Raw genomic sequence first — 13,371 nt, 5'->3', positions numbered from 1 at the left:
AAACCTAATCATCTCATAGATTTTTCTTTTAGTTTAATTCTTTTCGACAGCTGATACGATTTCTTCAACAAGTACCTTGTCAGTAACGCCAGTTACTTCCTTAACCACATCTGTTAATTCTTGATTCTCTAACATTCTTTGGAGTTCTACTGATTGAGGGTCATCTTCATCTCTATAGCTAAATACATAAGCAACTGTTTGAAGAAGGTTACTATACGATAAATCACGTTCACGTAATTCTCTAATAGGACGAATAAAGCGTTCATCATATCCCAATTTTCGGATTGGCGTTCTTGCTACCCTTTTTACATCATCCACAATAAACGGATTCTCAAAACGACTGAGAATAACCCTATGATAGTCAGCCAATGCTTCTTCATCAAATCCCCATTTAGCAATTAGTAGATTACGAATTTCTGTCAAAACAGATTCAACTTTAGTTTTGACAGTTGGATTCTGTAAAGCTTCCAAAATAGTTTTTGCTCCAAAATGAGCACCTGTATATGCAGATGTTGCATGGCCTGAATTAACTGAAAAAAGTTTTCGTTCAATAAATGGTTCTAGATTCTTTTCATAATGAACACCCTCAAGCCTTAAATCAGGATTTTTCATGCGACTAGTTTCAACAACCCACTCATTAAATGGTTCAACAATTACAAACAATGGATCCTCATGATGTTGGGCTGGAACAATACGGTCAACTGCAGCATTAGGAAAACCAATCAACTCTTTGGTAAATTCAATCCCTTCTGGAGTCAAATATTTCTTCACTTCTTCATAAAGAAATTGTGACCCTCCAATCATATTTTCACAAGCCAAAATATCGAGCGGCTCTTTGTTACCACTAGCCTGACGTTCCATAATACCTTTCGCTACTAATTCAGCAATGTAAGGTAGTATATTCGGACCAATGGCCGTCGTCACTAAGTCAGCTTTGGAAATAGCATCAATAACCAGCTCTGGATCTTTTGCATTATTAATTCCCAAAACATTTGATACCTTAATTTTTCTCTGACCTTCCTCAGCAATCTCGATTTCATAAGAACCACGATCATTTAATGCATTAATAATTTCCTCATTTACATCAACAAATGTAATCTCGAAATCATTTTCAAATAACAATTCTCCAATAAAACCACGCCCAATATTACCGGCACCAAAGTGTACTGCTCTTTTCATATATTACTCCTATTCTACACTGCTCAATAATTGAATAATTTGTTCTACCGACTGAGCATCAGCAATTTTCACAACATTATCTACATCGGCACAGAAAATTGAGATTTTTTGTATAATTTCCAAATGTTCATTTCCTAAACCAGCTATACCAAATAGTACTGTAGCTACTTTTGGATTTTCATCATCTCCAAAATTTACTCCAGAAGGAACTTGAACAATTGTAATCCCAGAAGATTTTACCTCATTCTTAGCACTGTCTGTACCGTGAGGGATTGCAATAAAGTTCCCCATATATACCGATAGCTCTCTATCACGCTGAATCATAGCATCAATATAAGATTCATTGACATGCCCTGCTTCGAATAATTGACGTCCACAATAACGTATTGCCTCTTCTTTTGAATCAAATGACTGATTGAGTTTAATTAAGTTTTTTTCAAATTTCATTTTTTTCCTCCAATTTTTTTATCCTCTCATTAAATATCGTATTTAATAACTGATATAAAATTTCCCTATTTCCCGTCTTATAAATTTCGGTATAAAGATTATTTTCAATTATAGATTGACTAATTGCCGTCATTAAATCCCTGACTTCATCACTCTCATTTATTTTAGTTAACATAACCAAAACCCTATGGACTTCTTCAAGTTCGTGGTTCATCGATTTTGATAAGACTGGCTTGTCTAATTGTACGACTAAAAACTGACTTTCAACTATTGCATGCGATTGAGTATGTAATAGTAACAAATTTGTTTTCGGAATAGCCATCGGACTCTCATCAAATCTACTAACCAATTTTGCTGCTAAATAGGACTTTTCAGATACATTATCTAGATAATTAACTAGTGTATTAACCATCTCGGTAAATTCTTTGGGATTAGAATATGATATCAATTTAAAATTTCTCAATAAATGAGTTGAAGCAGACAGATACGTCTGAATATCATATTTTTTTATCTCGACATCTCTTTTTCGTTGTCTTATAGTCCTATTCAACTGAACATCTTGAAGACGTTCTTGAAGTTCTATTATCTCCTTTGTAGATGGAAAAATAGATATAATATCCATTTGATATTGAGAGATATGCTTAGTCGATAAACAATAATCATAATCCTCAGTATCATGGTCCTTAAGTTGACTCGTAGATATAACTCTAATATCACCCACAAAAGGAGCAGCACTTTTAATCTTCGATACTAATACGCTTCTCACAAGCGGACGTTCGTCCGTAACTAATAACATACTAATTGGATAGATATCTGGGCTTCGTCTTAAACTTGACGCAAAATGAAGAGTAAGTAAGGAATACTCATAATCATTTTGAATATAGTTAGGGAAAATATCTTTCACTACCAAGCTGACAACATTATGCAAATACGTATTATTTTGTGTCGCAAGATATGCTACATGATTTCTTGAAAATTCAGGAAAAAGTATAGGTACAGCGAGACTAAGCTTTAGATGTTGAAAAAGAAAATGAAAGAGTTGTTTATCTCGGAAAAATTCTATCTTAGTTAAGCGAGAAACCATATCAATCAATTGACTAACACTATAATAAAAATCTCCATCAAAACGTTCTTGAAACAGTGGTGTTTCTTGTCTCATCAAATCAGTCTCATCAAGTATCGAAGCAAAAAACAATACTTCTTGTAATCCATATAGCTTACTGCTAACAAGTTTTGATAAATTTGTAAAAATACTCTGTGAGATTCCCAAGGCTTTTCTCGACACACTCCCAACTAGGTTAGTTGGGAGTGTGTTATCAGCTAGTGCAAGTAAAATAATTAAGTATTGTCTTATTTTAGGATCTAAATCACCTAAGTTACTTTTTTCTTTATCAAATGATATTTTACAATGATTAAGTATATCTTTATTCAGACACTCAAATAAATTATATTGATCATTATTAAAATCTTGTGTGGAAATAGCATTTGTTAAAAGTATAGCTAAAACTTTACGTTTTTCCCAAATTGTACCTTCAATCAAGTAACCTCTATTTCTAACAATATCTAACTTAAAGTCCTTTAAGCGCTCTTCAATCTGAGAAATACTCTGAATTATAGTTACGTTTGAAACCTGATATTTTCTTTGCAGTTCCTCATTTATCAAGGGTTTAGAGCTATTTAAAAGATCATAAGTGATTCCTAACAAACGATTACTGATTATTGTCGTAGAATCATTAGCATTCTTTAAGGGAGTAAGGTCTCCTTCAAGATAATACTGTTTTCCTTTCTTAACAACATGTATATTCTCAGTCTTAAGAGTTAGCATCAAGTCTGATAATGTTCTATATACTGTTCTCGATGAGACTTGCAGAATATCTGACATTTCTTTTAAGGATAAACTTCCCAGTTCTAAGAAAGCATCCACTAATTTTTCTTCTCGATTGGTAAATATCATAATACTATTATACTATGGTTATCAAGTAAATCGTATTATTTATTCATTCGAGCAACAATCTTATCATATTCAGGTGTCGTTACAAGACTATCAACAACTAAAAGTTGTGAATTAGGAGCAATAGCCTGAACCTCTGTTTGGTTAGGAATAGTTGTAACAATAAGAATATTTGGGGAACTATGGTCAGAAAGGTTGGCATTTGATACAGTAACAACTGGAATATTAATATTATTAACTCTAAAAATAGTTTTTAAAGTTTCACATCCCATAGTTGCGGAACCTTGATTTACACCATATGCAAAAACTACTTCATCAATGTTATCTAAATCAACATTTGGACTTTCTGAATTATTATCTTCACTCTTAAGTTTAACGTTATTTTGCTCTTTATTGAGTAGCTGAGAAACAATATCATCATACTTAGGTGATGTCAAGAAATTATCAACAGCTACATGAATCGCACGTGGAGTTCTTTGTTTAGCACGATCTGCCAATTCTTCCTGAGTAACTATCAATGTGTAATCTGTATCATCTAAAGTTGAGATTGCTTGATTAGTAACTGGAATATTATCTAAACCTGCTTTCTTTATTTTATTACGAAGTAATGAAGCTCCCATTGCAGAACTTCCCATTCCTGCATCACATGCAAAAATAATTCTTTTTACTGAATCTGTAGAAATCTCCTCAGATTCACTTGTCTTATCAATTACTTTCCCCTTAGATTGGGCTTTAGCCGCAGTACTAGCCGCTTTTGCTTCCTCAAGAGAAGCTTCTTCAGAATTATCAAAACGAAGTACTAATGCACCTACGATAAATGATACAAGAGTTGCAACAAGTACACCCGCTAGAACAACTAGGTGTGGCCCCCAACCTTTTGGTGACATACCCATAATAGCAATGATAGATCCAGGTGAAGCTGGTGCAGTTAGACCTGCTCCTAATAATTGGAAAGTAAATGTACCAGATACACCACCTGCGATTACTGCAAGAAACATTGCTGGTTTCATCATTACATAAGGGAAGTAAATTTCATGAATTCCCCCTAGGAAATGAATAATCATCGCTCCCCATGAAGAAGATTTAGCACTGCCACGACCAAATAACGCATAAGCAAGCAAGATTCCTAGACCTGGACCTGGGTTTGCTTCTAGTAAGAAGAGAATAGATTTGCCAGCTTCTGTAACCTGTTGTGTTCCAATTGGAGTGAAAATTCCATGGTTCAATGCATTATTTAAAAATAGAATTTTGGCTGGTTCAATAATAATATTAGCTAGTGGTAGAAGTGATAATTTAACTAATACATCAACTCCCTGTCCAACTAATCCAGTTAAGTTAGCAACCACAGGACCAATACCATAGAATGACAGAATCATTAAACCGAAAGCAATGAAACCTGCAGAAAAGTTATTCACTAACATTTCAAATCCTGGACGTATTTTAGGTTGCACGTTCTGGTCAAATTTTTTCATCAACCAAGCAGCTAACGGACCCATGACCATAGCACCAATAATCATGGTTACATCAGATCCTGCAATTGCACCAAATGCTGCTATTGCACCAACAATACCTCCTCTATGTGAATAAACATTATATCCACCAGTAAACCCAATCATCAGTGGGATTACATATTTCAGCATCGGTGACACCATTGTCGCTAATTGCTCATTAGGAATATATCCATCTGGTATGACAAGAGCAGTCAATACGCCCCAAGCAATCAAAGCTGGGATGTTCGGCATAACCATATTTGATAAAGAGGTTCCTAATTTCTGGAGCCTTACTTTAAATGAAGAACTATTTTCCATCTTCTTCTCCTTTTTTTGTTTCCTATAACAGCAATAGAAAACGCTTTCTTTTTTGATAAATTAATTATACGATATATTTCTTTTTTTTCATACTAAAACTTTGTCAAAAAAAATGTGACAAAAAAAAAGACTAGTACCCAACCAGTACTAGTCTCATTAATAGTAACTTTTACAAGATAATAGAATTTACTCAACAGTAACAGCTTTTGCAAGGTTACGAGGTTTATCTACATCTAAACCTCGCTGAAGTGATGCATAGTAAGCAATTAGTTGTGTTGGAATAACCATAGAAATAGGTGCCAAGAATGGATGAACTTGATTGACGATAATATCATCTCCCTCTTTAGCTAACTCTTCTTCTACAATTGTTAAGGCATTTGCACCACGAGCAACTACTTCTTGAATATTTCCTCGTGTATGACTAGCTACAACACTACTTGATGAAATAAGTGCAATAACCGGTGTACCATCTTCAATCAATGAAATTGTACCGTGTTTAAGCTCACCTGCGGCAAATCCTTCACATTGAATATAGGAAATTTCTTTAAGCTTAAGAGAGGCCTCCATCGCAACATAATAATCATTTCCACGACCAATATAAAATGCATTACGTGTTGCAGCAAGCAACTTCTCAACTTTTTCAGAAATTGCTTCTTTCTCAGAAAGAGTTGCCTCAATTGATTGAGCTACGATTGAAAGTTCATGTACCAAATCAAATTCAATTGCTTCTTTCTTACCGTTTGCTTCGCCTACTGCTTTAGAGAGAAAGGCAAGTGCAGCAATTTGTGCAGTATACGCCTTAGTTGATGCAACGGCAATTTCTGGTCCAGCATGAAGTAGCATTGTATAAGTAGCTTCACGAGAAAGTGTTGATCCTGGCACATTAGTAACAGTCAAGCTAGGTATACCCATCTCATTGGCTTTTACTAATACCTGACGGCTATCCGCAGTTTCACCAGACTGAGTGAGTAAGATAAACATTGGTTTCTTACTCAATAGAGGCATATTATATCCCCACTCAGAGGCCACTCCAAGTTCAACTGGAGTATCAGTCAAACGTTCAATCATGTTCTTTGCTGCAAAACCTGCATTGTATGATGTTCCTGCCGCCAAAATATAAATACGATCAGATTCTTGAACAGTTTTTACAATAGCAGGATCAACTTTAAGTTTTCCATTTTCATCAGAGTAAGTAGAAATCAATTTTCTCATAACAGTTGGTTGTTCATCGATTTCTTTTAACATGTAGTAAGGATATGTTCCACGACCAATGTCAGACAAATCTAACTCAGCAGTATAAGTATTACGTTCTTTTAGATTACCATCATAATCACTAACAGTTACAGAATCTTTAGTCAAAACAACCAATTCTTTATCATGAATTTCCATGAATTCACTTGTTTCACGAATCATGGCCATTGCATCCGAACAAACCATATTGTATCCGTTTCCGATACCAATTAACAACGGTGATTTATTTTTAGCAACATAAATTGTATCAGGATTTTCAGAGTCAACCAGTGCAAAGGCATATGAACCTTGAATTATGTGTAAAGCCTTTTTAAAGGCATCCAATACTGAGTTCCCTTCATCAACGAAGTGTCCAATCAAATGGACTGCAATCTCAGTATCTGTTTCACCTTTAAAAGTATCTCCTGATAGATACTCATCCTTAATTTGAAGATAATTCTCTATTACTCCATTATGTACCAAAATAAGACGACCATTTGCTGAAGTATGTGGGTGAGCATTTGCTTCTGTTGCCTGCCCGTGAGTAGCCCAACGTGTATGGCCAATCCCAGTCGAACCAACAACTTCACTATCAATTTTAGCTTGTAAATCTGCGATACGACCAACTGATTTTACTAGATGTCCTTTTTTCCCTTCATCAATAACAAAAATCCCAGCAGAATCATATCCTCGATATTCTAACTTTTCAAGTCCTTGAATTAAAATTTCTGTTGCATTTGTGTTACCGACAACCCCAACAATTCCACACATAGTATATTCCTTGTATTATTCTATGAGAAATAATACATCCTTTCATTAAAAATTGGTATAGTCTGATTTTTATTTACAAAACCAACAATGATAGTTTACAACAAGTAATAATAGTTGTCAAATAGAAAAATTGGTATAGTCTGATTATCTATTATTAAATGTTTTAAGGGGATATTATTTTGTATAATAAAAAGATCAGACTAGTCTGATCTTTTCTAATAATTACAAGCGAGCGTTAAGTTCTGCTCCAAGCTCTTCAAATCCTGGTTTACCAAGAAGAGCGAACATATTTTTCTTATATGCTTCTACACCTGGTTGGTCGAATGGGTTAATAGCATTCAAATATCCTGATAGAGCAATTGCAAGCTCGAAGAAATAGATAGTATAACCCAAAGTGAAAGCATCTTGTTCAGGAATTGTCACAAACATATTTGGTACTCCACCATCTGTGTGAGCTAGAAGAACTCCATCTGTTGCTTTTTTATTCACAAAGTCCACATCTTTACTTTGGAGATAACCGAGTCCATCAAGGTCTTCTTCTAATTCTGGAATTATAATATTCTTACGAGGCTTATCCACTCGAATAACTGTTTCAAAAACATTACGAGTTCCTTCTTGAATATATTGTCCAAGAGAGTGAAGATCTGTTGAGAAGTTAGCTGATGTAGGGTAGATACCTTTTTGATCTTTACCTTCTGATTCACCAGCTAATTGCTTCCACCATTCTCCAAAATATTGCAATGATGGTTCATAATTTGCCAAAATTTCTACTGGATACCCCTTACGATAAAGAATGTTACGAAGTACTGCATATTGGTAAGCCTCATTTTCAGAGATTTTAGATGAAGAGTAGTCTTTACGTGCAGCATTTGCACCTTCCATAAGGGCTTTGATATCAGCACCTGAAGCTGCGATTGGTAAAAGACCTACAGCTGTCAAAACTGAGAATCGTCCACCAACATTATCTGGAACTACAAAAGTATCCCAACCATTGGCATCTGCCTCTACCTTGACCGCACCTTTTTGACGATCAGTAGTTGCGTAGATACGTTTGTTTGCTTCTTCTTGACCATATTTCTTAACAAGGAGTTCTTTGAAGACACGGAAAGCGATAGCTGGCTCAGTTGTTGTTCCTGATTTAGAAATAACGTTGACTGAGAAATCTTTATCTGCAACAAAATCAACTAAATCAGCTAGATAACTAGATGAAATAGAATTACCTGCATAAAGAATTTGAGGGGCCTTACGTTCTTCTTTAGTTTGGAGATTAGCAAAATGATTATTCAAGAAATCAATAGCTGCTTTGGCTCCAAGGTATGAACCACCAATACCGATTACAACTAAGATATCGCTGTCTTTTTTGATTTTTTCTGCAGCTTTCAAGATACGATCAAATTCTTCACGATCGTAGTTCTCAGGAAGGTCACGCCATCCAAGGAAGTCTGCTCCTGCTCCTGTTCCTTTGCGAATCATTTCATCAGCAGCTGTTACTTGAGGTTGAAAATAGTCTACCTCATGTGGTGCTACAAATTTACCCAATACTTTAGAATAATCAAATGTAATATGTGACATTTTTTTCTCCTTATAAAAATTCAATTATAGCTTCTAGTTTACTCTTTTATTTGTCTTTTGACAATGTTTTTTACCCTTATTAGGTCATAATAGGATACAGTTTCTACTTAAATGTTAATTCTGCTTCAAGACCGTAGTGGTCGCTTACCAAAGGTTGATTGTTGCCATCAAAAATCACGCTAAGGCGCTCTACTGTCCAATCTTGGCTAGCAAAGACATAATCGATACGTAAAGGCTCTTCATTGCCCTTCCAGCCATCGATACCTGGTCCAACTGTATAGCTACCAGTTGTTTCTTTAGCTACTTCAAAACTATCTTGAAGATTGAGCGAGCTAGCCAAGATGGCTTGATGCCCTTCGCGACCTGCTGGGTTATTAAAGTCACCTGCTAGGATGAGCGGTTTCCCAATAGCTTTGAAACGTTCTTCAATACGTGCCCACTCTTCTTGGAAACCTTTGTCCCACCATGAAAGGTGAACACTAGCAACAGCAACTTCTCGGCCATCTACAGTAGTTTCAGCAACTGCAACACGGCGTGTATGGTAATCAGTTGGATCATCAACATCTGAAACCAAGATTTCGCTAGCTGTCAATGGTTGACGTGACAAGACGGCAACCCCCTCATTAAGGTGATCATAACCAATGTGATTGTAGGCCCAAGTCCAATGGTATTGAAGCCCTTCTTCAGCTAACTTTTCCACAAGAAGACGGACAAAGTGATCTTGGTGGATTGGTGTTGCTGATGGAAGTGCATGATAGTAAGCATCCGTGTCTACAACAGAAGTCTCTATTTCTTGGTTAACTTCCTGGAAGCAAATAATATCATACTGAGCCTTTAGGATCTGTTCCTTTAAGGTTTGGAACTTTCCTTCTGCATCTTCTTCCATCCAACTGTGAGTATTTAAAGTTAGAAATTTCATAAGTTTATCCCTCTTCTGACTTGCATCTAGAAATGACATAGGGTCATTTACAAACAAAACAGCCCAAGGGCTGTCTGCTTGTTTATCGTTTAGCAAATTAAAGTTCTACTTTTGCAACTGGAGCGTTAGCAGCCAATTTACCTGTATGTTCTACTTTAACTGATTTGATTGCATCTGCATTTGTAAAGACAACAACTGTAGATGTTTCACGACCTGCTTCACGGATAGCATCAAGGTTTGCTTCAACCAAGAGATCACCTGCAGCAACTGTTTGACCTTCAGTAACTTTAACGTCGAATGGTTTACCTTCAAGACTGACAGTGTCAAGTCCGATGTGAACCAAAACTTCAAGACCATTATCTGTTACCAAACCAAGAGCGTGTTTAGTTGGGAAGATGCTTGTCACTTTACCAGCTACTGGTGAAACGATTTTACCGTTTTCTGGTTCTACAGCGAAGCCGTCACCCATCATTTTTTGTGAGAATACTGGGTCTTTAACATCTTCGATGTTGATAACTTGACCATCAGCAACTGAATGCACTTCATCAGTCACACCTTTGAAGTTAGCTTCTGCTTTTTGAACAGCAGTCATTTGACTTGGAAGTGTTTCAGGAATAACTTCACCTGAATCAAGAACGTCTTGGATATCAGATTTCAATACGTCTGCTTTAGGACCATAGATAGCTTGAACCCCTTGTCCTTTCATGACAAGACCCATAGCTCCTTCAGCTTTCCATTGTTCTTCAGTTCCGACTTTTTCAGCGTCTTTAACAGTAACACGGAGACGAGTCATACATGCGTCAACATCGACGATGTTAGCACGTCCACCAAGAAGGTTGATAATGTTGATAACTTGTGAGCTTGCTGAGCTTGTTCCAGCACTTGCTGAGCCAGCAGATTCTGATGAAGCATCATCAGCTTGCTCATAGTTACCGTTACGTCCTGGTGTAGCGTAGTCAAATTTCTTAATCATGAAGTTTGCGATGAAGAACATGATAACACCAAAGAGTACAGTTACCCAAATGAAGTTAACGATATCCATCGCCAAACCAGCGTTAATAGCAAGTGGTGTACGTGTCAAGAACTCGATAGAACCGAATGAGTGAACACGAAGGTTAACGATATCAGCCATGGCAAAGGCACATCCTTGTACCAAAGCATAAACAATGTAAAGTGGAGTAGCCACGAACATGAACATGTACTCGATTGGCTCTGTTACCCCTGTCAAGAATGTTGCAAGTGCAGTTGCAGTCAACATCCCTTTGTATTGATGTTTTTTATCATCATCGACGTTACGGTAGATGGCTACTACGATACCCATCAAGATACCGAATGAACCGATCATTTGACCAACTTTAAAGCGGGCTGGTGTAACAGATTCAAGAAGGTGTTTGTATTGTTCTGGGTGTGCACCTTTAAGGTTTGCAAGGTCAGTAACCCAAGCAAGCCAGAGTGGGTCTTGACCCAATACTTCAGTACCTTTAGCAGCACCAGTCAATACGTGGTAAGTACCACCCAATTGAGTGTAGTTAATTGGGATAGTCAACATGTGGTGGAGACCAAATGGCAAGAGAAGACGTTCCAAAGTACCGAACAAGAACGGTGCCAAGATTGGAGCAGTTTCTTTTGAGTTGGCAATCCACATACCGAAGCCGTTGATTCCTGATTGGATAACTGGCCATACGATAGCAAGAACGATAGCTGCGATAGCTGAACGAAGAATAACTACGAATGGTACGAAACGTTTACCATTGAAGAATGATAAAGCTTCTGGCAATTTACGGAAGTTATAGTATTTGTTGAAGGCAGTAGCTCCGATGAAACCAGAGATGATACCTACGAACACACCCATGTTGAGGGCTGGAGCTTCCAAAACACTGATGAAGTAATCAGATACCTTGATTGATTGACCAAAAACGGTGTGGACTGTAGCAGCCTTATCAGCAAGAATATCTGAAGTAACACCAAAGATTGAACCAGTCAAACGGTTAATCAAGATAAAGGCAAGACCTGCCGCAAAGGCACCGCCTGCACGTTCCTTAGCCCAGCTACCACCAATGGCAAGGGCGAACAAGATGTGAAGGTTACCAATAACCCCCCAACCAATCTGCTCAAGAAATCCACCAGTAATAACAAGTGGTGTCATGTTTGGATTAATCATGGCAACTGTTTTACCGAGTGAGATCATGAGACCTGCTGCTGGCATAACTGCGATAACAACCATGAGGGCTTTACCGAATTTTTGCCAGAACTCAAAGCCAAATTTTTCTTTTAGCTTATTCATTTCATTTCCTCCTACGTTTCGATGCAAACGCTTGCATAACTTATGTATTTATTATAGCATCTTTTTACGATTTGTAAAGCGTTTTCGTAAACTTTTTTTGAATTTTTTTACAAATTTAAAAACCCCCAGAAAAACAGGGGTTACTTGATTATTTTCAAGCCATCAGAACCATCAAAATTGGGATGACAACCATGGTTGCAAGGGTAGTCTCAGTAACCATAACAGCTGCGTAATCACTATCAGCTCCATAGAGTTTAGCAACTACTGGAGCATTGGTCATGACAGGCATGGCAGACTGGATGATAAAAACTTGTTTCATCAAAGTTGGGAGAGGTGCCCAGTAAACAATAGCAGCCATCAAGAGAGGAGCAACTACAAAGCGTCCCAACAAAATTAATAACTGGTCCTTTTTAAGAACCAACTGCTTCACACCTGCATTGGATACCGACAAACCGATGAAAATCATAGATAAAGGAGTCGTCAAACTACCTAAATACTGCAAATCACTGGCTAAAAAAGTTGGTAATTTAATATGAAGGATAACAATAATAAGACCTAACATGAAGCCCATTAGAGGGGGTGAGAAGATCTTTTTCAGACTTGTTTTTAAATCAAATTCTGCCTCTCCCTCCCCATCTCGCTGAATAAGGTAAGTTCCCAAGGTCCAGAAAAAGGTCGTATTGCACATATAATAGATAAGAACATAGGGAATACTAGCATCGCCAAAGAGGGCTTGATTGATAGGGAGCCCCACAAAAATGGTGTTTGAATTAAAAAACATGGAAATAAAGAGACCACGACGCTCCTTTTTCACTGCAAAAATACTAGCCACCGCTGTCGCAATCCCAAGTAAAATCACCATGGACAGTGCAGGAAAACGCAATTCTGGCAACATTTTAAGTAGGTCTGTCGCTGTGAAACGCTGTGTGATCGTATAGAGCATGTAACAAGGCAGGGCAATTTGAGTGACTAGCTTCGCTATAAGACCACGTGACTTGTCGTCAAACCAGCCTTTTTCGCCCATAACGAATCCCACTAAAATCATACCTAAGATGACTAGGATTCCCGATATACTCGTTAAAAAGATTTCCATGTTTTCTCCTTTTTTGTTACTGTTACAAATAATAGTAGACACCAGAAAAAACTAATCATTTTTTCTGCCTAGAAATCCACCATTCTTATTTTAACTTCTCTCAAAAACCACTTTAGT

At 37.0% G+C, this 13,371-nt stretch carries 9 protein-coding genes; all 9 read right to left on the bottom strand.

The window, feature by feature from the left end; translation table 11 throughout:
- Positions 1 to 33: 33 nt before the first annotated feature.
- The 9 genes from H7U02_RS02590 to H7U02_RS02550 all read right to left on the bottom strand — a co-directional run bounded on the left by H7U02_RS02590 (position 34) and on the right by H7U02_RS02550 (position 13,254).
- Positions 34 to 1,179 (bottom strand): mannitol-1-phosphate 5-dehydrogenase, encoded by a 1,146-nt coding sequence (locus H7U02_RS02590; RefSeq protein WP_080611586.1) that lies wholly within the window; start codon positions 1,177 to 1,179, stop codon positions 34 to 36.
- A 9-nt stretch (positions 1,180 to 1,188) separates the two neighbouring features.
- Entirely contained in the window at positions 1,189 to 1,626 is a 438-nt protein-coding gene (locus tag H7U02_RS02585; RefSeq protein ID WP_080611587.1) for a PTS sugar transporter subunit IIA, read from the bottom strand.
- Positions 1,616 to 3,580, bottom strand: coding sequence for a BglG family transcription antiterminator (locus tag H7U02_RS02580; RefSeq protein ID WP_080611588.1), 1,965 nt, complete (start codon positions 3,578 to 3,580; stop codon positions 1,616 to 1,618). The genes H7U02_RS02585 and H7U02_RS02580 overlap by 11 nt, the downstream gene beginning before the upstream one ends.
- 35 nt (positions 3,581 to 3,615) lie before the next feature.
- Positions 3,616 to 5,385 (bottom strand): PTS mannitol-specific transporter subunit IIBC, encoded by a 1,770-nt coding sequence (locus H7U02_RS02575; protein ID WP_080611589.1) that lies wholly within the window; start codon positions 5,383 to 5,385, stop codon positions 3,616 to 3,618.
- Between the two features lie 186 nt (positions 5,386 to 5,571).
- Positions 5,572 to 7,386: a glutamine--fructose-6-phosphate transaminase (isomerizing) gene (glmS, locus tag H7U02_RS02570; protein ID WP_080611590.1), complete on the bottom strand. Its 1,815-nt coding sequence runs from the start codon at positions 7,384 to 7,386 to the stop codon at positions 5,572 to 5,574.
- Between the two features lie 222 nt (positions 7,387 to 7,608).
- Positions 7,609 to 8,958, bottom strand: a complete 1,350-nt coding sequence (locus H7U02_RS02565) for a glucose-6-phosphate isomerase (RefSeq protein WP_080611592.1) — start codon at positions 8,956 to 8,958, stop codon at positions 7,609 to 7,611.
- Between the two features lie 103 nt (positions 8,959 to 9,061).
- The gene (locus tag H7U02_RS02560; RefSeq protein ID WP_002886451.1) at positions 9,062 to 9,877 is read right to left on the bottom strand and encodes an endonuclease/exonuclease/phosphatase family protein; all 816 of its coding nucleotides are present in this window, start codon (positions 9,875 to 9,877) and stop codon (positions 9,062 to 9,064) included.
- 97 nt (positions 9,878 to 9,974) lie between these two features.
- Positions 9,975 to 12,161: a PTS transporter subunit IIBC gene (locus tag H7U02_RS02555; RefSeq protein ID WP_201042724.1), complete on the bottom strand. Its 2,187-nt coding sequence runs from the start codon at positions 12,159 to 12,161 to the stop codon at positions 9,975 to 9,977.
- A gap of 154 nt (positions 12,162 to 12,315) precedes the next feature.
- A complete protein-coding gene (locus tag H7U02_RS02550; protein WP_061652477.1) occupies positions 12,316 to 13,254 on the bottom strand; it encodes an AEC family transporter in 939 nt (312 codons plus the stop codon).
- Positions 13,255 to 13,371 lie beyond the last annotated feature (117 nt).

This window comes from Streptococcus sp. 3.1, from assembly GCF_016648915.1.
GTDB classification, from domain to species: Bacteria; Bacillota; Bacilli; order Lactobacillales; family Streptococcaceae; genus Streptococcus; species Streptococcus salivarius_E.
This window is presented reverse-complemented; position numbering and strand designations above follow the sequence as displayed.

Coding starts and splice junctions, on each gene's coding strand:
- H7U02_RS02590 (WP_080611586.1), bottom strand. CDS start 1,179: ATGAAAAGAGCAGTACACTTTGGTGCCGGTAATATTGGGCGTGGTTTT.
- H7U02_RS02585 (WP_080611587.1), bottom strand. CDS start 1,626: ATGAAATTTGAAAAAAACTTAATTAAACTCAATCAGTCATTTGATTCA.
- H7U02_RS02580 (WP_080611588.1), bottom strand. CDS start 3,580: ATGATATTTACCAATCGAGAAGAAAAATTAGTGGATGCTTTCTTAGAA.
- H7U02_RS02575 (WP_080611589.1), bottom strand. CDS start 5,385: ATGGAAAATAGTTCTTCATTTAAAGTAAGGCTCCAGAAATTAGGAACC.
- glmS (WP_080611590.1), bottom strand. CDS start 7,386: ATGTGTGGAATTGTTGGGGTTGTCGGTAACACAAATGCAACAGAAATT.
- H7U02_RS02565 (WP_080611592.1), bottom strand. CDS start 8,958: ATGTCACATATTACATTTGATTATTCTAAAGTATTGGGTAAATTTGTA.
- H7U02_RS02560 (WP_002886451.1), bottom strand. CDS start 9,877: ATGAAATTTCTAACTTTAAATACTCACAGTTGGATGGAAGAAGATGCA.
- H7U02_RS02555 (WP_201042724.1), bottom strand. CDS start 12,161: ATGAATAAGCTAAAAGAAAAATTTGGCTTTGAGTTCTGGCAAAAATTC.
- H7U02_RS02550 (WP_061652477.1), bottom strand. CDS start 13,254: ATGGAAATCTTTTTAACGAGTATATCGGGAATCCTAGTCATCTTAGGT.